The sequence below is a fragment of the Microbulbifer maximicatervae (SeqCode) genome (assembly GCF_052467695.1).
Genome location: NZ_CP174320.1, coordinates 2,275,096 through 2,296,074, shown reverse-complemented (window position 1 = coordinate 2,296,074; position 20,979 = coordinate 2,275,096). Strand labels below are relative to the sequence as shown.

Annotated in this window: 18 protein-coding genes; 6 read left to right on the top strand and 12 right to left on the bottom strand. The window is 51.7% G+C overall.

The annotated features are described in order from the left end of the window. Window positions 1-101: 101 nt before the first annotated feature. Window positions 102-2,810 (top strand): TonB-dependent receptor plug domain-containing protein, encoded by a 2,709-nt coding sequence (locus ACJJI8_RS10035; protein WP_444934925.1) that lies wholly within the window; start codon window positions 102-104, stop codon window positions 2,808-2,810. Between the two features lie 100 nt (window positions 2,811-2,910). On the opposite strand, the gene ACJJI8_RS10030 is transcribed toward ACJJI8_RS10035, so the two are convergent. After that, entirely contained in the window at window positions 2,911-4,047 is a 1,137-nt protein-coding gene (locus ACJJI8_RS10030; RefSeq protein WP_444906356.1) for a tetratricopeptide repeat protein, read from the bottom strand. Window positions 4,048-4,428: 381 nt separating this feature from the next. Here ACJJI8_RS10030 and ACJJI8_RS10025 point away from each other — a divergent pair, with 381 nt between their 5' ends. Beyond that, window positions 4,429-5,961 (top strand): peptide MFS transporter, encoded by a 1,533-nt coding sequence (locus ACJJI8_RS10025; RefSeq protein ID WP_444895125.1) that lies wholly within the window; start codon window positions 4,429-4,431, stop codon window positions 5,959-5,961. Window positions 5,962-6,021: 60 nt separating this feature from the next. On the opposite strand, the gene ACJJI8_RS10020 is transcribed toward ACJJI8_RS10025, so the two are convergent. From ACJJI8_RS10020 to fabV, 8 genes are all read right to left on the bottom strand, one after another. After that, window positions 6,022-6,852 (bottom strand): sulfite exporter TauE/SafE family protein, encoded by an 831-nt coding sequence (locus ACJJI8_RS10020; protein WP_444906357.1) that lies wholly within the window; start codon window positions 6,850-6,852, stop codon window positions 6,022-6,024. Window positions 6,853-6,926: 74 nt separating this feature from the next. After that, on the bottom strand, window positions 6,927-7,700 hold the full coding sequence (locus ACJJI8_RS10015; RefSeq protein WP_444906358.1) for an MBL fold metallo-hydrolase: 774 nt from the start codon (window positions 7,698-7,700) through the stop codon (window positions 6,927-6,929). After that, the gene (locus ACJJI8_RS10010) at window positions 7,700-8,893 is read right to left on the bottom strand and encodes an NlpB/DapX family lipoprotein (RefSeq protein WP_444906359.1); all 1,194 of its coding nucleotides are present in this window, start codon (window positions 8,891-8,893) and stop codon (window positions 7,700-7,702) included. Before ACJJI8_RS10010 ends, ACJJI8_RS10015 begins: the two co-directional genes overlap by 1 nt. A gap of 34 nt (window positions 8,894-8,927) precedes the next feature. Continuing rightward, window positions 8,928-9,803, bottom strand: a complete 876-nt coding sequence (gene dapA / locus ACJJI8_RS10005; RefSeq protein WP_282934185.1) for a 4-hydroxy-tetrahydrodipicolinate synthase — start codon at window positions 9,801-9,803, stop codon at window positions 8,928-8,930. A gap of 92 nt (window positions 9,804-9,895) precedes the next feature. Next, window positions 9,896-10,861 (bottom strand): LpxL/LpxP family Kdo(2)-lipid IV(A) lauroyl/palmitoleoyl acyltransferase, encoded by a 966-nt coding sequence (lpxL, locus tag ACJJI8_RS10000; RefSeq protein WP_444934924.1) that lies wholly within the window; start codon window positions 10,859-10,861, stop codon window positions 9,896-9,898. 106 nt (window positions 10,862-10,967) lie between these two features. Then, entirely contained in the window at window positions 10,968-11,201 is a 234-nt protein-coding gene (locus ACJJI8_RS09995) for a DUF2789 family protein (protein WP_413664456.1), read from the bottom strand. 149 nt (window positions 11,202-11,350) lie between these two features. Next, window positions 11,351-12,394 carry an NADP(H)-dependent aldo-keto reductase gene (locus ACJJI8_RS09990; RefSeq protein WP_444934923.1) on the bottom strand — a complete coding sequence of 348 codons (1,044 nt, stop codon included), beginning with the start codon at window positions 12,392-12,394 and terminating at the stop codon, window positions 11,351-11,353. A 111-nt stretch (window positions 12,395-12,505) separates the two neighbouring features. Continuing rightward, window positions 12,506-13,684 carry an enoyl-ACP reductase FabV gene (gene fabV / locus ACJJI8_RS09985; protein ID WP_444934922.1) on the bottom strand — a complete coding sequence of 393 codons (1,179 nt, stop codon included), beginning with the start codon at window positions 13,682-13,684 and terminating at the stop codon, window positions 12,506-12,508. 480 nt (window positions 13,685-14,164) lie between these two features. Between fabV and ACJJI8_RS09980 the strand changes: the two genes are divergently transcribed. The 3 genes from ACJJI8_RS09980 to ACJJI8_RS09970 all read left to right on the top strand — a co-directional run bounded on the left by ACJJI8_RS09980 (window position 14,165) and on the right by ACJJI8_RS09970 (window position 16,042). Next, window positions 14,165-14,593: an acyl-CoA thioesterase gene (locus tag ACJJI8_RS09980; protein ID WP_108731868.1), complete on the top strand. Its 429-nt coding sequence runs from the start codon at window positions 14,165-14,167 to the stop codon at window positions 14,591-14,593. Window positions 14,594-14,672: 79 nt separating this feature from the next. Then, complete coding sequence (locus ACJJI8_RS09975) at window positions 14,673-15,245, top strand: tRNA-(ms[2]io[6]A)-hydroxylase (RefSeq protein WP_444934921.1); 573 nt, start codon at window positions 14,673-14,675, stop codon at window positions 15,243-15,245. 86 nt (window positions 15,246-15,331) lie between these two features. Further along, complete coding sequence (locus ACJJI8_RS09970) at window positions 15,332-16,042, top strand: DUF2238 domain-containing protein (RefSeq protein WP_444912152.1); 711 nt, start codon at window positions 15,332-15,334, stop codon at window positions 16,040-16,042. Window positions 16,043-16,051: 9 nt separating this feature from the next. Here ACJJI8_RS09970 and ACJJI8_RS09965 read toward each other — a convergent pair whose 3' ends face one another. Then, window positions 16,052-16,528 carry an Lrp/AsnC family transcriptional regulator gene (locus tag ACJJI8_RS09965; protein WP_413664450.1) on the bottom strand — a complete coding sequence of 159 codons (477 nt, stop codon included), beginning with the start codon at window positions 16,526-16,528 and terminating at the stop codon, window positions 16,052-16,054. 178 nt (window positions 16,529-16,706) lie between these two features. Between ACJJI8_RS09965 and ACJJI8_RS09960 the strand changes: the two genes are divergently transcribed. After that, complete coding sequence (locus tag ACJJI8_RS09960; RefSeq protein ID WP_444934920.1) at window positions 16,707-18,380, top strand: aminotransferase class V-fold PLP-dependent enzyme; 1,674 nt, start codon at window positions 16,707-16,709, stop codon at window positions 18,378-18,380. Between the two features lie 19 nt (window positions 18,381-18,399). Here ACJJI8_RS09960 and ACJJI8_RS09955 read toward each other — a convergent pair whose 3' ends face one another. Together ACJJI8_RS09955 and ACJJI8_RS09950 are read right to left on the bottom strand one after the other, a co-directional pair. Further along, window positions 18,400-19,302: a universal stress protein gene (locus tag ACJJI8_RS09955; RefSeq protein ID WP_444934919.1), complete on the bottom strand. Its 903-nt coding sequence runs from the start codon at window positions 19,300-19,302 to the stop codon at window positions 18,400-18,402. Beyond that, on the bottom strand, window positions 19,302-20,804 hold the full coding sequence (locus ACJJI8_RS09950; RefSeq protein WP_413664447.1) for a SulP family inorganic anion transporter: 1,503 nt from the start codon (window positions 20,802-20,804) through the stop codon (window positions 19,302-19,304). Before ACJJI8_RS09950 ends, ACJJI8_RS09955 begins: the two co-directional genes overlap by 1 nt. Between the last annotated feature and the right edge of the window lie 175 nt (window positions 20,805-20,979).

Here is a 20,979-nt window from a genome sequence, read left to right as displayed (position 1 = left end):
AGTTCCATATTTCCATCTAATGCATTAAAGTCAGCATCGACAGCTTTTAACCCTTATCATAAAAAGCATTATAAGTACCTTAACTATAAGAAGGTTCCACTATGATCAAGACCAAATTGAGCATCGCCATAGCTGCTCTGGGCACCATCGCCAGCACTGGCGCTTTTGCTCAGGAGTCTGCTGATGTTGGCGCAGAGGTAGAAGAAGTAATTGTTACTGGCTCGCGCATTGCTCGTGACCCGTTATCCACTACTGGCCCAATTACTTTGGTTGATTCCGAAGCTATCCAGCGCTCTGGTGTAGGCACCATTGATGAGCTGCTGAACCAGCTCCCATCCATGGGTACCACTGGTATCAATGCAAACGACAACAACGGCGGTGCCGGTCTTTCATTTGTAGACCTTCGCAACTTGGGTTCAGCTAGGACTCTTGTTCTCGTTAATGGCCGTCGCTTCGTATCTTCCAGCTCCGGCGTAGCCTCTGCGGTAGATATGAACAATATCCCTGTAGATATGATCGACCGCATTGAAGTACTGACCGATGGTGCATCAGCTGTTTACGGCTCCGATGCAGTTGCCGGTGTTATCAATGTTGTAATGAAGGACTCTTTCGATGGCGTCCGCATAAATGCTCGTGCAGGCGCAACCGAAGCTGGCGGCGGTGAGAACGGCGAACTGTCTATCACTTTTGGTAAAGAGTTCGAACGCGGCTCGTTTATCGGAAACGTAACCCACAGCAAGCGTGACGAGATCACTTATAACGACCGTGACTGGGCGGGCCTGCAAAGCTCCATGTCTCCTACCGGTAATATCTTTACCAGCTACGGTTCATTCAGTGTTGCTGATGATGGTGTCACTCTGGGCGATTACTCCAGCTACGATATCGGCCAATACATGTGGCTGTCTGGCTCTATGGAGCGAACCAGTTTCACAGGAAGTGGCACATTCTCTATTACTGATGATATTGAGTTTTACGGGGAAGGTTCTTACACCCTGAAAACTACCAATCAACAGCTTGCTGCTCAGCCCATGTACGCTGGCAATGGCCTCAACCTGACCGCTGACCACCTCTCTGATGAAGTTCAAGAGCAATTAGCAGAAGCATGGCAGGTAGCAGAAGATGCTTACCAGATTGAACTTGCAGCTTACAACGCTGCCGTTGCTGAGTGGGAAGCACAAGGTAGCCCAGAGGATCTTGAGCCTACAGCACCAACTGCAACCCATGGGGATAGCTGGGCAGACGGCCTCTCTGATGTTCGCCTGCGCCCTGTTGCCGGTGGAACCCGTGACTCCGAACAGAAAACTGAAACCTACCGTATCCTCGGCGGCTTGCGCGGAGATCTCGCAAATGGTTGGGGCTGGGACGCTTTCGTAAGCTACGGTAAAAACGAAGGTGAAAACACTGTCGGAAACTCCATCAGTAAAACAATGCTGCAGGAAATTCTGGATGGGGAAAGTGGAATTGCTGATGAGGATATTCAGTTTCTCGGCGGCATGAGCGATGAAGTTATCGACTACATCAGCTACACCGATCGCGAAGACAACGAGTACGACATGCTCAATGTCGGCGCGAGCTTGACTGGAGACATCGAACAGATTCAATTCCAAGGCGGTGCCTTAGGGTTTGCTGCTGGTCTTGAATATCGAGAGGAGTCTGGCGAATTTAACCCCAGCGAAGAAACTCAATCCGGTGCCACATTTAGCAACCAGCAAGATGCAACTTCTGGTGATTTCGCAGTAACTGAAGTATTTGCCGAGTTTAACCTGCCTATCCTGGCTGGCTTAAAGTATGCGGATGAGCTGTCTGTTGACGCCGCTGTTCGTTATTCCGACTACGACACATTTGGCGGCCAAGCGACTTACAAGCTCGGTGCAGTCTATGCGCCGACTGAAAACCTGCGCTTCCGCACCAGCTTGTCTACTGCATTCCGTGCTCCAGGTATTTATGAGCTCTACAGCGGTTCTTCACAGAGCTACGAGTATCTCATCGACCCATGTGACACTAGCAGCAACAACTCTGCTGGCCAGGGCGCAAACTGCGACATGGTAAGCGCGGGCTTCACCCAAGCCGGCTCCCAGGTACCGACAAACATCGGTGGTAACGAAGATCTTCAGCCTGAAGAATCAACAAGTTTCACCGCTGGTATTGTTTGGACTCCTAGCTTTGTAGAAGACCTGTCCATTACCCTGGACTACTTCGATATCCAAATCAAAGACGCCATCACAGATGCCGACACCCAGCAGATTTTGGATGATTGCTACAGAGACGGCATCAGCTCTGCCTGTGAGCTTGTTAGCCGTGGTACCAGTGGGCAAATTAACTACCTGGAAGGCTCTCTGCTGAATATTGGCGAAATTAATACCAGTGGTATTGATATCGACGTAGTTCAAAACCTTTACTACGATGCTGGTAAGCTGGCTCTGCGCGCTCAAGCGACCCACCTGCTTGAGTATGAGGAGTACAACACCCAGACTGACCAAACTACTGACTATGTAGACTACATAGGCACTACTGGTGACGCATACACCAAATGGCGCGGGCTGGCCAGTGCAACCTGGTATGCCGACAGCTGGGACTTTGGAGCAGACATTCAGTATATCGGTGATGGCCATAGCCCCTATATGGATATGCCTTCACACACCTACCTGAACTTGAAAGCTGGTTGGGATGTTAACGATTCCATGCGTCTTACTGCAGGTATCGACAACGTCACCGATCGCGAACCGTCTACTACCTCTGGTAGCGACTGGAATGGTACTTACGACTTCCAAGGCCGCTACGCCTGGGCTGGTGTTAGCTATCAGTTCTAATTACTGACTTTCTAAGTCAAATCGATAAGGGCGCCTCTTGGCGCCCTTATTTTTGCTGGTGAAGTACTCGCAAAGAAAGTTACCAGCTCCCCTCCAGCAACTACTTCCCTGAGCCCATTAAAAACTCTAACTTATTCATATATCTATTTTTAACAGTTAAATTATTTACCAGTGAAAATGCCTCTGAAAAGCTCTCCTTGGAAGATGCCACATCCCCAAGCTGGTATCGGGTTAACCCCAACAAAAAATGAAATCGGTGATCGCTACTATCGGCTCTTAGAGCCCTTCGAAGACGCTTTTCGGCGAGCTTAAACTTGCCGTTTTCATAGGCTTCCCGCGCCTGATAGTAAATGTAATAAGGGTTTCTCTCACGATGATAGCGAACCCTATCTGCGTAGCCATCAGCCAGCACTTCCCTACCTGTGCTACGGTACAAACGCTCTAAATTACTAATGGCAACAAGGTTTCCCTTTTGCAGGTTTAACGCCTGTAAATAACTCTGTTCAGCTTCGTCAAGATGGTTAAAGTGGCTGTAGAAAGCTCCTAGGTTTGACCAGAGGTCCGCCCTATCCGGATGTAACTGAATAGCTTTGCGCAGGTACAAAAATGCTTGCCTCTCTTCTCCCTCGCGCATCAACTCAACCCCTCGATTGCTGTAATAGAGCGCAAAAGCAACTCTATCCTCGAGCTTTTGCTGCTTGTAGATAGGGTCATAAGCAGCCAGGTTTAAGTCGATCACCCGCCGGCCCCGCGCATGCTCGGACACCATGTTCACATGGCGGTAGACAACGAAGATTTCGGCCTCATCTTGAGTCCAAACTGCCGGTACATCTACCTCATTAAAATAGGCTTGGGCACCCAAATGCCTAGCCATAGCAACCATCAATAAGGTGAAGGTCAGGCAATTGCCACGCTTTCGGTGGTAAGCCTCTACTGCGGGAAGGGTAGTATCAGCATCGTATTCAAATTGCATATCTCCCTGACGGAAAGCGCGAAGTAGTCCCCTTAACCGTGTATCAGGAGCTAAGCCGGGAGAAATTGTATTGAGGTAAGACTCTATATTGCTATCAAGATCTAATAAATCTTCATCTGGTAGTTCTAAATGCTCAACTGCACTTCCAAAAACCGCTTTACCATTTAACACAAGCTCGGTATCTGTAATTTCCACATGACGACTTGAAGACTGGGAGCAACCAGTGGTTAGTAGCACCAGAGTAAGTCCGAATAGAAGCTTCACAGTTATTTCCCCTCAAGATTAGGACTACAACAGGATTTAACTCTAATTTACAGACTCACAAAGTACCCTGTTGCCATTTTTATGAATAACCTCACAACAGTTCGCCTGTTAAATAGACAGCTGGTAAACTTTCCAAGTTACGCAGGAGGTAGGCGGTACAAACATTTGGGCCTTTGAGCTGGCTGGAAACACCCAGTCCAAATCCAGATCGGTCCCAACCTCTTTAAACAAGAGCAATACAGGAAAAAAATAGTACTCTGACACACGGATGAATTACCTGGCTAGCCAAAGGGCACCGAAATTTCAGTTCCCTGGCCAGGCTGCCTTCCTAATATGCAACAGCATATTGCATTAGAGCTATAACAACTGGAATTTCAGCTTATGTCGTCAAATACAGACCAAAATGACGCCGGCTTTTTTGGCCACCCCAAAGGACTCTCGACACTTTTCTTCACTGAGATGTGGGAGCGGATGAGTTACTACGGTATGCGAGCCCTGCTTGTGCTGTTTATGACAGCCAGCCTTCAGGAAGAGGGCTTGGCCTTTACCGTTGCAGCAGCTGGAGCTATTTATGGGCTCTACACTGGCGCCGTGTACTTCCTCGGCCTGCCCGGTGGCTGGATTGCAGACCGCCTACTAGGAGGGCAACGCACCATTTGGTACGGCGGCATCATCATTATGTGTGGCCATATTGTGCTCGCTATCCCAACCAGCTGGAGCTTCTTTATAGGCTTGATCCTTGTTGCTACCGGCACCGGCCTGCTCAAACCCAATATCAGTGCAGCAGTTGGACACCTGTACCAACCAGATGATGTTCGTCGCGACAGTGGATACGCACTGTACTATATGGGCATCAATATGGGCTCAATCATCGGTTATGCCGTCTGCGGGTACTTTGGTGAAAATGTCGGCTGGCATTGGGGCTTTGGTGCCGCTGCTGTGGGAATGGCTATTGGCCTGATCCAGTATCGCCGCACTATCCACAATCTGGGGGACGCAAGCCTCAATCCCGAGAACCCACTTTCGCCAGAAAAGGCAAAACTGGCTTGGCGCATAATTGGTGCTGTCGTAGTCGGTGTTGCAGTGATTACTGGCTTGGTGATGAATGGCACTATCACCATCAACCCGGTAGAAATAGCCAAGTACGTAGCTGTAGCCTTCACCCTGACCTTCCTTGCCTACTTTGGCTTTATCTACTTTGGCGGCCAGCTGAGCGGGTCAGAGAAAAAGAAAATGTGGGCGCTATTCCTAGTCTGTGTAGCCTCTACCTTTTTCTGGTCGGGCTTCGAGCAAGCGGGCTCCTCACTGAACCTATTCGGCCGCGACTACACAGATCGTCTGATTGGCAGCTTTGAAATGCCCACCTCCTGGCTACAAAGCTTTAACTCCATCTTTATCATTACCCTGTCCCCCTTCTTTGCCGCGCTGTGGATTAACCTGGGCAAACGTATGATCACCCCATCCTATGGGCTGAAATGTGCACTTGGCCTGATCATCATGGCCAGTGGCTTCCTGGTAATGTTCTTTGCCGCTCAATACGCAGCAGCAGGCCTGAAAGTTGCTCCTTACTGGCTGGTAGCCACTTACTTCCTGCACACTGTCGGTGAACTCTGCCTAAGCCCGGTGGCCCTGAGTGCAGTAAGTAAACTTTCTCCTCGCCGCTTTGCTGGCCAGATGATGGGTGTCTTTGTTCTGACTTACTCTATCGGCAACCTCTTTGCCGGTCTTCTGTCAGGTAACTTTGACCCGAACAATGTTGCTGAAATGCCAAACCTATTCCTGCAAATCAGCTTGTTCACAATCGGAGTGGGTATCATCCTGGCCCTGATCAGCCTCAAGTCCAAGTACTGGGAAACTGACTCAGAAGCACCCCAGAATACTGCGACAGCTGAAGGCTCTACTAAAACGGCCTAATACTTAGCTGTATTCCAAAAAGGCCACTGCTATGCAGTGGCCTTTTTTATTTTCCCTCGCCTAAAGCAAGCCTTGTAACAGACCGACATTCAGCCAGATAAAGCGCGCCCCAATAATAAACAGCAAAACGGCAAAGCAATGCTTAAGCATTTTGGGAGAAAGGCGATGGGCGAGATTGGCACCAAAGCGGGCAAAAAACGTGCTGGTGACAACGATTCCAAAAAACGCAGGCCAGTACACATAGCCACTACTCCATTCTGGTAGAAGCTGATTACCCCAGCCCTGGAAACCAAAGCTCAGCGCACCCGCAACCGCAATGGGAAGACCACAAGCCGCCGACGTAGCGACCGCACGCTGCATCTTCACCCGGCAGCGGGATAAAAATGGAACGGTTAGTGAGCCCCCACCGATACCAAAAATCGCGGATACCCAGCCGATAACTCCCCCAGCAGATAGCAATAAAGATGACCTTGGCAAGTTGCCGGCCCCCTCCGTTAATTGATCGTGCCGGGCACCACTAAGCCACATCCTCACCGCAATCACGATCGCAAAGACGCCGATCAGCAGCTGCAGCCAGGCACCGGGCAGCAGTTCAGCAGTGGCACCACCGGCCCAGGAGCCGATTAAAATGCCTGGAGCCATAATCCCAAAGATCTTCCAGTCCACCGCCCTTTTCTTGTTGTGGGCGCGCACTGAACTGATTGAAGTGACAATGATTGTTGCCAGGGAGGTACCCACAGCCATGTGGGTGAGGATTTCAGGGGATATCCCCATGGCGGTGAAAACAAAGACCAAGGCAGGGACAATGATCAGGCCACCACCTACGCCAAATAGTCCGGCAATAGTTCCAGCAGCGGCACCAACCAACAAATAAACCAGTAGTATTTCCATAGCCCCCCCCGTTTAAATACAACAAACAATTTTGTCGCATTTAAACAGATATAAGCTGGGGATAGATAGCGACCTTAACTTCGGCTTTCCACTGTAAGCCAGTCAAAGCCTTCCTGCTGACAGGCAAAAATACAGCTCTCCACTGTTTCGGCAACCTCTGCCAGGGCCTCCTTTGCCAGGGCAAGGCTGTTATTTTTTTCACTGATATGGGCTACAACCAGGTGCTGTAGCTGCTCATAGCCAACACGCTGTAGGAAGCCAGCAGCCTGCTGATTACTCAGGTGGCCATAGGCACCACCAACGCGTCGCTTCAACGAAGGTGGATAAGGTCCTTGAGCGAGCATCAGGGGGTCGTGATTTGCCTCTAGAACCAAGGCATCACAATCACCAAAGTGCGCTTCAACATGAGGGGTGATAGTCCCCAGATCCGTCAACAAGCCCAGACTGCTACCGCGACAGCGAAACACAAACTGCGCCGCCTCACGGGCATCGTGGGGAACCGCGACCGGGGTTACTTCAATATCAGCGACGACAAAGGGCTGGTGCCCCTCAATTAAGTGCAGCTCCGGTAACCTGCCAATATCACGCGCCTTAAAAGTACCGGGCGTCAGGTAGACAGGCAGGCCATATCTGCGCGCAAGTGGACCTACACCAGAGAGGTGATCACTGTGTTCGTGGGTAACCACAATCGCAGAGATATCAGCGGGAGACATACCGAGCCGCGCCATACGGCGTTCGGTTTCCTTGATGGTAAAACCGCAGTCAACCAAAAGAAAGTGGTCGCCACTGGCGACCACTGTTCCATTGCCTTTACTGCCGCTTCCCAAAGAGGCGAAGCGCAGGCCCATTAAATAAGGTTCTGCTGGATAGATTGAAGCAGCTGGGAAGCTTCATTCTTTGAAAGCGGCTGTCCGCGAGTATCGCGCACGCGCACTTCAATCTCATCGTCATTGCCACGAATAACAATCAGATAACCGGGATAAGCCTCGCTTGTAGCGGTTCCTACTCCCAGGCCTTTGATTTCCTTGAAGAGAGCAGGTTCAGCACCCTCAGTCATATCAATTCCAGCCAAGATCTGCTGTAGGCTTACCTGATCAGCGCTCTCTGCCAGCTCGTCTTCATCACTCTTGCTACCCCAGGAGAACCAGCCTCCGTCGCCATCTTCCTCATCAGAAGCAAGTGCACGATCTTCATCGTAGGTGACGTAAAAAAGTCCAATATCGGAATCTTCACGGTGTAGACGATAAGCACCAGAATTCACAGCATGAGCGACAGTAGCCCAGGCCCGATCCATTTCGAGCCCCATTGCAATATAGGGCTCATGACCAGCAGGCTCCCTCAACTGGACCTTAAGTGAGCTGCTACCAATTGCCTGGGCAACCAAAGACGCTGTAGCAGCAGCTGTTTCTGACGCCAGTGCCGTGGACATTTCATCAATCATCCACCCTTCTCGCTCAGGGCTCGAAGAGCGGTCTGGCCAATTAACGCTACCGCCAACCGGGGCTGCAGAAGGCACAGACAAGTGACGCACATGAATCTCTGTCGTATCGGGTTGCACACCAGTTTCTACCTGCAAGCGATACTTATCTTTAGTGTCAGGACTCTCTTTAAAGGCCATCCAGGCAGTTTCCATCACACCCGCATTGGCATCTGACATTTCTATATTCAAGCCTGAGCTGCGAAGGAATTGGTGCAACTGGGGCCACACCTCTTCAGGAGGCTGGGATACCAGCACCCAGCGATTTCCGCCGAGCTTTTGAATCTTTACTCTCTCCAGACCCGCATTCACTGAAAGCGCTTGAGGACGCGGAACTTCAAACTCCCCCTGGGCCAGCTGCTCTCCTGCAATCTGGGGGATCTCATAGAGTTCCTCCTGGTGCTTGGTATTAACACCTTCAGGTATCCGCAGAGGCGTCAGGCTATCGGCATGCTGGTAATCATTACTGCGATCGCGGAAATAGCCATCGTTGCCGAACACACCGCACCCTGCCAGCGTAATACTGGAGATAAAGAGCCCGGCTCCAACGGTCAATTTTTTCATTAAAGCTATCCTGGTTAATTCTCAGTTCGCGGGTTTAGAGTACACCGGCACTGCGCAGAGCTTCGCGCACTGTTCCGTGGTGCTCAGGGGATAAACTTGTCAGAGGCAGGCGTATTCCACCGTCGACACGACCCATCTCCCGGAGAGCCCATTTCACCGGTATCGGGTTGGACTCCAAAAACAGCACTTTGTGCAATATTTGTATTCGCTGGTCAATTGTCCGTGCAGTCACCGCATCACCGGCCAGCGCCGCTTCACACATTTGGGCCACTGCTGCGGGGGCCACATTAGCGGTTACACTAATATTTCCATGACCACCCAGTAACATTAGTTCAACCGCGGTACTATCGTCGCCAGAGTAAACGGCAAACCCTTCGGGCAGAGTATCTATTAAAACCTTAGCCCGCTCCAGGTCACCAGTGGCCTCCTTAATGCCTACGATATTGCCGACCAACGCCAGGCGCTGTACCGTTTCTGGCAGCATATCTACTGCTGTGCGGCCGGGAACATTGTAGAGAATTTGGGGAATGGAGACAGCTTTGGCCACCGCACGATAGTGCTGGTAGAGGCCTTCTTGGGTGGGCTTATTGTAATAAGGTGTAACCAGCAGGCAGGCATCTGCACCACATCGGGCGGCATTCTCTGTAAGGTCAATCGCTTCAGAAGTAGAGTTTGCGCCAGTTCCAGCAATCACTGGCACTCGACCTGCCACTTGGTCCACAACACGTCGAATAACCTCAATATGCTCATTGAAGTCCAAGGTTGCAGATTCACCGGTAGTCCCCACAGCAACCAGTGCTCGGGTCCCCTGCTCGATATGCCACTCAACGAGGTTGTGCAGACTGTCCCAATCCGGGCTTCCGTCTGCGTACATTGGGGTGGCCAGGGCCACCATACTACCGGTTAACATCCTCACTCCTTATTTTTTGCACTCCACCCGGAATACCACCGCCAGAGTCAGTTCAGTATGTTACTTAGGCCAGGGTATCTGCGCCAGTGCGACTAGCTCGCCACTCTTTTGCGTTTCTTTTTCTTTTTGCGTACCCCGTGATACACATTTTCTGCCCCTTCAGGACGGGTCTTAAAACGGCGATGCACCCACATGTATTGTTCTGGGGCCTCGCGAATACGCGCTTCGATAAACTGGTTCACCAAAATGGCATCTTGCAGCTCATCTCCCGAAGGGATCTGATCAATAGGATCGTAAATCTTCAAACGGTAACCTGAGCCATCATCCAGTCGTGTCACCACATAGGGCACCACTTTGGCCTTGCCGACCCTGGCGAACCGTGAGGTTCCCGTAACAGTCGCCGCCGGAACATCGAAGAAAGGAGCAAAGATCCCCTGCTTAATCCCATAATCCTGATCCGGAGCATACCAGACCGCACGCCCGCGCTGCAGGGCTCGCAATACCCCACGCACATCTTTACGCTGATAAACACTGCCATTCTCAGTATGGCGCTCTCGCCCTTTGCGCTGCATGTAGTCATAAACCGGATTTTTGTGCGGCCGATACATGCCATCGAGAGTAATGCTCATCCCCATCATGGCGGCGCCGATTTCCAGGGTAGTGAAATGCATAGCCATCAGGAGAACGCCCTGGCCTTGGGCCTGGATGGCCTGCAGGGCTTCCAGCCCTTCAAAGGTAAAGCGTTTCTGTAACCACGCTGCAGAGCGAAACCAGGCCATGCCGGTTTCCATCAAGGCGATACCACTGGACTCAAAATTACGCCTAAGAAGTTCAGCTCGCTCATCTTCCCCCAGCTCGGGGAAGCACAGCGCGAGATTGCGTTCAGCAATCGTGCGCCGGCTGGTAGCTACTCTTAGCATTAGGCGGCCAAACGCACGGCCCATGGCCAACTGCCAGCGATAGGGCAGTTGCGCGATCAAAAACCATAGTGCAAAAAGCAGCCAGGTCAGCAAGTAGCGAGGATGCAGCAGCGCCGCGCGAAATCGGGGTTTTTCCATCAGATCTATATCAGGGTGTGGCGCCGAAGCGCAACCTAAGTCGGTTGAAAACGACGTAGTATACCCTATGCGAAGAGAGCGGGGAGCGCGTAACAGCCACAGGAGGTCAGTGCCTTAGCAGGGTGTCCAACTCATCCACTGCGACACACCAATCCGAATCATCCAAGATGGCATTCTCCAGGAACTCTCGCTGCCCATCGCTCCAGAAGGAGGCGGAGGAAAGCTTCTCGTGACGGTGCAAATAGTGCGTGACCAGAAATTCATGGATCTGTGCATCTTCAGACGCCAGCCCCAACTGGGAAAACAGGTCCTTCAGTGTGTGATGTCCAGTAGTTTCCATAACGATTACCGCTATCTATTCTGGCAGCCAGATTTTCATGGCGACTACCCCAATTATAGTTGGGCAGCCCCTGATTCATTCCGCATTATTCCTGCGGGGCTTTCAGAGGCATCACAGGCTTTCATCAATAGAAATCAGGCTCTGCCCTTTTAGGGCGCCGGGTTGGGATTCCCCTGGTGTATAGCTTCGATAGCCGCTAATTGCTCACTGTCCAGGGTAATTTCAACGCTGGAAATATTGGAACGCAATTGCTCGATAGTTGTGGCGCCAATGATATTTGAAGTAACAAATGGCTGCTGATTCACGAATGCCAGTGCCATCTGCGCAGGGTCCAGACCAAACTCATGGGCCAAATCCACATAGGCCTGGGTCGCAGCCAGGGTTCGCTCTCCAGCGTAGCGCTGAAAGCGATCATAGCGGGTAAGTCGTGCACCCTCAGGCTTCCTTCCACCCAGATACTTGCCCGAAAGAACCCCAAATGCGAGGGGGGAGTACGCCAATAGGCCACACCTCTCGCGAATAGCAATTTCAGCGCAGCCAACTTCAAAAACCCTGTTTAAAAGACTGTAGGGGTTTTGAATCGATACAATCCTTGGCTTTCCGTAGGCAATCGACTGTTGCAGGTACTCAAACATACCCCAGGGGGTCTCATTGGAAACACCGATATGACGAACCTTGCCCTGTTCGACCAACTCCTCGAGTGCGCCCAATGTTTCAGCTAAAGACACACCATCATCGCTGCCGTGGGTATAGTCCAGGCGCCCGAAGAAATTAGTTTGCCTTTCAGGCCAGTGGACCTGGTAGAGGTCGATATAGTCAGTGCGCAACCGTTTTAAGGAATCATCACAAGCCTGCAAAATCTGCTCTCGACTCAGGCGGGGACCCGAGCGAATATGGCCGACACCTGAATTGGCGGCACTGCGGCCCGCCACTTTAGTTGCGACAACAACCTGGTGCCTGCCTCCTCGTGTAGCCAACCAGTTGCCGATATATTCCTCGGTTCGGCCCTGTGTTTCTGGCCGTGGCGGTACGGGATACATTTCCGCACAATCAATAAAGTTAACCCCCTGAGATATTGCATAGTCGAGTTGCTCAGCGGATTCAGCTTCATTATTCTGTTCACCATAAGTCATGGTGCCCAGGCAGATCTGGCTGACCTTAAGGTTGGTGGTGCCGAGTTGGCGATACTCCATTGAAGAGCCCCCATAAACCGAAAAACCGGATTATGCAGCTTTGCTAGGAAGAGTTGTAGGAGTGCGTTAAGGAAGGGGAAACGGGACTCCCAAATGGAGTCCCGCAAAAAATCAGCCGAATTTGGTATCTACCATAGGTGAGGTGTCTGCATCGTAATCAATGCCATCAACACCAAATCCAAACAGCTTGAGGAAATCCGCCTGATAGCCCTTGAAGTCAGTCAAGTCAAACAGGTTCTCAGCAGTTACCTCTGGCCAGAGCTTTTCGATCTTCGCCTGAGTCTCAGGGCGCAGCTCTTTCTCATCCATACGTAAACGGTTCACATCATCGAGACGTGGAGTATCGGTATAGAGCCCCTCAGTGTAGAGGCGGTATAGCTGTTCGATACAGCCCTCATGAGTCCCCTCTTCTTTCATGATTTTGTACGCAAGAGAGATATAGAGTGGCATCACCGGAATAGCAGAGCTGGATTGGGTCACCAGCGCCTTCAAAACGGCAACGTTAGCCGCAGCCTTACCGTTATCGGTGATCGCTTTTGCCGCGCGATCAAGATCTTCTTTAGCTTTACCGATAGTCGCGTGACCATAAATCGGCCAGGTCAACTTTTCACCGATATAGGTATAAGCCACAGTTTTGCAGTTATCAGCCAATACCCCGGCATCACCGAGGGCCTGCATCCACAGTTCCCAGTCTTCACCACCCATAACCTTGACGGTATTTGCGATCTCTTCGTCGCTCGCCGGCTCCAAAGTAATATCGGAGATCTCCAGCTTGTCAGTGTTCAGATTCTTGGCAGTGTAAGATTTGTTAATGGGCTTGAGTACAGAGCTATACAGCTCACCGCTTTTCGGATCTGTGCGACGCGGGGATGCCAAGCTGTAAACCACGAGATCAACCTGACCTAGGTCTTCTTTGATCATCGCTACAGTCTGGGCTTTCACCTCATCTGAAAAGGCATCGCCATTGATACTCTTTGCGTAAAGCCCCGCTTTGTGGGCCTCCTGCTCAAAAGCTGCGGAATTGTAATAACCCGCAGAAGCCGTGCGCTTTTCAGTAGGCGGCTTCTCGAAGAACACACCAAGGGTGCTTGCGCCGCAACCAAAAGCAGCTGTAATTCGTGATGCCAGGCCGTAGCCTGTGGAGGCACCTATCACCAGCACCTTTTTGGGCCCATTTTCGACCGCTGGCTGGGACTGAATATACTCAATCTGCTCGCGTACGTTAGCAGCGCAGCCCTGCGGGTGGGCATTGGTACAAATAAAACCGCGTACTTTCGGCTGGATGATCATCCTTACAGTCTCTCCCTTCGTCTTTTGGGAATCGTTGTTACCTGATTACAGATACGCTGGTGGCGCTCCGGAGAACTATCAACCCAAGGTCGTGAGTGCGACGCCTGGGTCAGGTTCGTGGGCCATTCTAATCTCTGTCGCCGAGGAGTCCCATAGCGGTATTTCCCACAATCGATAGATGACGTCCAAAATATCTACTATCCCGGCCAAAGCGCCACATCCTGTTCAAAACCCAAACAGGAAATCGATATTTCCTGACTTTCCTGCACATAAAAGGGGCTACAGTGATTAATATCGCGCCAAGCCGGTGCCACAAAAGGGCTAATTGACATATTTCCACAGGAAAATTCATCAACTGCGCTTTTTCTGGCTTGGCACGCTGTATGCAGTCTCACCAGTGAAGGAAGCTTTTCGCTGTCATACAGCAAGCCAGGGATGGCTCGAGCGTTGTTCAACCTGTAGTAAGTTAGGAAGGTCAGAGTGAAATACTATTCGCGACACTGTGTGAAACCCGGAGACCTCAATCCCGCCCAGCGCCTGTTCGGCGGACAGCTACTGTCCTGGATTGATGAGGAAGCGGCAATCTTTGCCGGCTGCCAGATGGGTACTCCAATGCTGGTCACCAAACTGATGTCGGAAATTGACTTCGTCAGCTCCGCTTGCTGCGGTGATGTGGTGGAGTTTGGATTCGAGGTGGTTGGTATCGGCCAAACCTCACTCACAGTCCATTGCGAGGTTCGCAACAAACAGTCACAACAGCTGATTGTGCAAGTGGACCAAATTGTTTTTGTCGCGCTGGACGCAAATGGCAAGCCCACCCCTCACGCAAAGGCCGGCATGTCCCTGGAACAGGCCCGAATTGTTACTCAACAAGAGCGGGAGGTTCGCGAACGCAGAATTGCCAGCTGACTCTACCCCGGAGCAATAACGCTCTAGAGCAGTGAAACGGTGGCGGTATACTGACGCTTTGCACTAACCGCCATCGACTATGTTTGAACTGCGATTTCACACCCCCAAACCCTGGGCTCAAGTGGTGCTCGCCGACTTTGATCGATTCCTGCAGGACCATGCTGCCGCAGAGAAAAAGGCCTCCGGCATGGCGGTATCCATGTTCTCCCACTATCCCGACAAGCCCGTTTTAGTGGAAGCCATGATCAACCTGGCACTGGAAGAAATGAACCACTTCCGCCAGGTTATCAAGATTATGCATGATCGAGGGATCTACCAGGCACCGGATGCGAAAGATCCGTATATCAACGCCCTGCGCCAACTGATTCGCCAGGGGCCAGATGAATACTTGATGGACCGCCTGCTCACCGCAGCGATCATCGAAGCGCGGGGGTGCGAGCGCTTTGGACTGGTGGCTGATGCACTGCCAGCTGGCCCCCTGAAGACCTTCTACCAGGTCATCACCGATAGTGAAGCTCGCCACCACGAACTATTTGTCGAACTCGCCCTGGAGTACTTTCCCCGCGAAAAAGTGGAAGCGAGGCTATCTGAATTACTCGACGAGGAAGCCGCGATTACTGCCGCACCCCCACACCGCGCGGCATTGCATTAGCGGACCGTAATTCAACGCAATTCCTATTCCCCTCCAATGGTGTATCCTGGCGCCAATCTCTAGCCCGACGTAGAGGCGCCAAACATATGCAGACTTTCCTTCGCCAACACTGGTTCCACCTGTTCTTATTGACCACATTTGCCATTACCTGGGCCTGGTCAGCCTGGAACCCCCTGCACCCTGATGACTGGTTGCTTGAGAACTATCTGGTATTTGCCGCTCTACCGATCATTTTGATCAGTGCACGGAGTTTTCCCTTATCAAATATCTCCTATACATTGATCACCATCTTCATGTGCCTTCATGTGATCGGCTCTCACTACACCTATGCCGAAACGCCTTTTGGCTACACCTTGCAGGAATGGCTGGGCTCCGATCGCAATATGTACGACCGCCTGGTGCATTTCAGCTTTGGCCTTCTCCTGGCCTATCCGGTGCGAGAGATTCTTGTGCGCCTGGCTCAGCTGCGTGGATTCTGGGCCTATTTCTTCCCGGTAGACGTGACTTTTGCGCTCTCATCAATCTACGAAATCATTGAGTGGCAAGCGGCAAAAGCTGTCTCTCCAGAATTGGGCGCAGCCTTCCTCGGCTCCCAGGGAGATATCTGGGACGCGCAGAAAGACATGCTGCTGGCGGGGCTCGGCTCTATCACCACCATGCTGGTGGTACTCGCCCTGAACCTGTGGTTGAACTCCAACGCCTGGAGTGAGATTCGCAACAGCCTTAAGGCCCCCCCGGGTGACAGCGCCCTGGGAGAAACCCGATTGCGCCACTGGTGGAGTAATCGACGCGGCTAGAATCCACCCCTATTTCGACAATGCATGATTTAGCGGTAAACGGGTTGTCTGCTTCATCGTCTCCATCACAAAACTGGAGCTGACATCAAACAGGTCGGCCTTGATCAGTTCCTTGTAGAGACGATCGTAGCCAGGCATATCGGTGACTACCGCTTTGATCAGATAGTCCAAGTCTCCACTCATACGATGGACCTCAAGAATTTCAGCCACCCCCTGTATCAATTCGCTAAAACGGGCGGCCCACTGATCATTATGCTGGTTGGTACGAATTGAAATATAGACCGTCAGCGGCAAGTTCAGTTTTTGCTGATCGAGGAGGGTAACCCTGTCGCAAATCACCCCCTCATTCTCAAGACGGTGAATGCGGCGCCAACATGCCGACTTGGACATCCCAACCCGCTCGGCAATTTCCCCCACTGACAGGGTCGCATCAGCCTGCAACAGCTCGAGTATTGCCCTATCCAGTTTGCTTAATCCTTCAGTCATCACTCAGTCCCCGCCTCGCCCAATCACACAAAAATAACGCTTTATGGCACAGTTTTACGATTTAAATCTTATTATCGGCACAATCATTCATAAATCACACAATAAAGGATACAAGTAGAGACATTGTTTCAAGCATTCGGGACTAAAGTGAGCCCCACAAAACAGGGGAAAGGAAATCATGACAGACCTGATAAAGCACATCCGCGACTCAGTAATCGGCGATATGCAAGCAATCGTAACGCCGTTTGGAAAACGTCCTCTGGTGTACGCCGACTACACAGCTTCCGGTCGTGCGCTGACATTTATCGAAGAGACTATCCGCCAGCAGGTACTGCCCTTCTATGCCAATACCCACAGCGAGAGTTCCTATACCGGTGCCCATACCACCGCGCTACGGGAGCAGGCCCGTGAAGAAATTCGTCAGGCAGTCAACGCCAGCGATAACCATAAAGTAATTTTTTGTGGTTCTGGTGCAACAGCGGCGATCAACAAATTGATCGATATTCTCAACTTGCGCCTGCCCGCAGACCTGGATAGGCAACACCAGCTCTTAAGTAGAATTCCCGAACATGATCGCCCGGTTATTTTTATCGGCCCATACGAGCACCATTCCAATGAACTCCCCTGGCGAGAGAGCATTGCCGATTTAATCGCTATTCCACTGGATCAAAGTGGAAAACTTGACCTTGAAGTACTGGAATCAGAACTGCGTGCCCATGCCCATAGACCATTTAAAATCGGCAGTTTTTCTGCGGCCTCTAACGTAACCGGAATCAAAACAGATGTAGAGGCAGTGACTGCACTCCTTAAAAAACACGGAGCTTTATCATTTTGGGACTACGCCGCCGCAGCACCCTATGTGCAAATTAATATGCAAGGGCCAGCAACGCCGGATAGCCACTACCAAAAGGATGCCGTGTTTATCTCCCCGCACAAATTCATCGGAGGACCCGGCACTCCAGGTATTCTGGTTGTACACGAAGACCTGCTGAAAAATTCGGTACCTGCCACACCGGGAGGCGGTACCGTCCTTTATGTCACGCCGGAAGATCACCGCTATCTGGAAGACGCCGAGCGCAGTGAAGAGGGCGGCACTCCAGCCATTATCGAGTCGATCAGGGCCGGTATGGTTTTCAAACTTCAACAGACGGTGGGCGCAAAAGAGATTGGTCGACGCGAAACCCAATTTTTACAGCGGGCACTGCAACGCTGGTCGGAGGAAGAGGCCATTGAGATACTCGGCAATACTGACTCTGCGCGACTATCCATCATCTCCCTGCGAATTAAATGGAACCATAAGGACCTTCACTACGGTTTTGCGGTGGCATTGCTCAATGACCTATTTGGTATTCAGGTTCGCGGAGGCTGCTCCTGTGCCGGTCCCTATGGACACGCTTTATTGGGCATCGATATGGCCCACAGTAAATCCCTGGAAGAACAAATCCTGCAAGGTCAGAAGGTACTGAGACCCGGTTGGATAAGACTCAACTTTAACTATTTTATCAGCGAGGAGGTCTTCGAATACTTATTGGAGGCAGTGGCCCTGGTCGCCAACTACGGCTGGAGATTGTTGCCGTTTTACCGTTTTGACCCACTCACCGGCGTATGGAGATATCAGGATAAGAAAATGAGGACATCGCTTGATATTTCTCAGCTGACATTTACTGATAAAGACACGCAACAAGAGCAGGAAAACCGTTGCAACTTAGATCTTAAGAGCTATTTAATGATGGGAGAAAAAGAGCTTCGCAAAGTTGGTCGCGAAGCCCATTTCTACGATTTAAGACTACCCGATGAGGCAGAACCCCTACGCTGGTTTGCCAGCCCCCGGGAAGCGGCACTGGCACTTTAAGTGGGAAGCGAAGGGGCTTCTACCGCAACAGCAACAGAGGTTGGCGGGCTTTCAACAACATTTTTACAGTGATACTTCCCATCAGAAGGTCGTGCAGGCGGTTGTGACTGAAAGCTCCCATCACGGTTAGGTCAATCTGGTGCTCGGTTTGGTAAGCCACCAAAGCTTCAACGGTATTGCCGGTGAGATTACTGGCAGTACAAGTGAGTCCTGCAGAATCCAGTTTGGCCGAGGCTTCAGCCAACAAACTCTCCGCAGTTTCAGCGGGCCCTACATAGACAAGGTGACAGGAGAGTTCGCGAAATAATGGGCTCTCTGCAACCATCGCCAATGCCTTGCACGAGGCCTCACTGCCATCGTAGGCAAGCATCACCCTGCTGGGCTCTGTGAAGTCCCGATTGACCACCAGAATCGGCTTGTGCAGTGAGCGCACTACTGTCTCCAGGTGAGCGCCAAGTCCACGCTCAGAATCCCCGTGCTCTTCACCGCGAATTCCCAACACCAGCGCGCGAATGGAGTCTTCCATTTCCACCACTGATTCTGTCAGGCTGTCGTGACGCTGGCAGGCTTTGATATTTTGCACACCGGCGTCTTCGGCGCGGCTGCGGGCGGCCTGTAGCATCAGTTTGCCCTGCTGCACCATTAACTGCGCCCGCTGCTGCTCCAGCGCAGTTAACTCTTCCAGCAACTCCTCCTGACTTCCCAGGCCAATACTGCCGGTAAAATCGGTTACCGCAGGGACACTGCTTCTTTCGATGTTGTGCAACAGCTTCAGCGGTGCTTGCAGGCTCCTGGCCAGCCAGGCCGAGTAATCACACACCGCTCCAGTGTAATGAGAGCCATCGATACAAGAGAGTATCAATGGCGCCTTGCCGCCATTACCTGTGTTCTCATTGTTATTTTCGCTGTTGCTTACGGCCATCAATGTCCTCCAAGAACCCGCTCAATTTCCTCGGGCTTATCGTGTACGCCAAAACGGTCGACGATCGTTTCACTGGCCTCATTCAGTCCTACCAGCTCAACTTGTGCTCCCTCGCGGCGGAACTTAAGCACCACCTTATCCAGCGCATTAACCCCGGAAACATCCCAGAAATGCGCGCGGTTGAGGTCGATCACCACCGTATCCACCACCTCTTTGAAATCAAATGAAGCGGTAAACTTATCGGCTGAATTGAAAAATACCTGCCCAATGACCTTGTAAGTGCGGCGACTCTGCTTTTCATCCAGGGAGCTGCTCACATACATAAAGTGACTGACTTTGTTGGCAAAGAACAGCGATGCCAACAGCACACCGACAAATACACCATAGGCCAGGTTGTGAGTCCACACTACCACAACCACAGTGGCCAGCATGACCAAATTTGTAGAGAGTGGGTAGTGCTTCAGGTTGCGGATGGAGCCCCAGTCAAAGGTGCCGATAGAGACCATAATCATGACTGCCACCAGCGCCGCCATGGGGATCACAGCAACCCAGTCACTGATAAACACTACCAGTGTCAGCAGACCGATACCGGCCACCAGAGTGGAAAGACGGCCGCGGCCACCGGATTTCACATTAATAACAGACTGGCCGATCATCGCACAGCCAGCCATACCACCCAGGGTACCCGCAGCAATATTGGCAATACCCTGACCTTTACACTCGCGGTTCTTGTCACTGGTAGTATCCGTCAGGTCGTCGACAATCGTCGCGGTCATCAGGGATTCCAGCAAGCCCACGACGGCCAGACCTGCGGAGTAGGGAAAGATAATCTGTAAGGTTTCAAAGTTAAGCGGAACTTCTGGCCAGAGGAAAACAGGCAAAGTATCCGGCAGCTCACCCATATCGCCGACAGTGCGAATATCCAATCCCATCGTCACTGCCACTGCGGTGAGGAGCAGAATACACACCAGCGGTGATGGCACAGCCTTGCCAATCACGGGGATATAAGGGAACAGGTAAATAATCCCCAGACCCGCCGCAGTCATTGCATAGACTTCCCAGGTGCCGCCGATCAATTCCGGCATTTGCGCCAGGAATATCAATATTGCCAGGGCATTGACGAACCCTGTCACCACAGCCCGGGAGACAAAACTCATTAAGCTCCCCAGCTTCAGGTAACCCGCAATAATCTGCAGTACCCCAGTCAATAAGGTTGCCGCAAGCAGATACTGCAACCCGTGTTCTTTCACCAGAGTCACCATCAGCAGAGCCATGGCCCCGGTGGCAGCGGAGATCATTCCCGGGCGACCGCCGACAAATGCAATCACAACAGCGATACAGAAAGAGGCGTAGAGCCCGACCCTGGGGTCAACGCCCGCAATGATCGAGAAAGCGATGGCTTCGGGTATCAAAGCCAGGGCCACTACCAGGCCGGCGAGAACATCCCGACGTATGTTGCCGAACCAGTCGGCTTTGGTCGATGAGAGCAGCGAAGGAAACATAGGAGACAGCTAATTAAATTGAGATTGATCAAAAAAAGGCCGCGCACTCTAACATAAACGGCAGCAACCCCGCATGGCGCAGCCTCCCTCTCCCCACTTTTCCCCTGATAAATATCAGAACTGTCCACAGCTGTCCGACCGCGGACAAGGCGGACACCGGACACTTTTTGCGGAC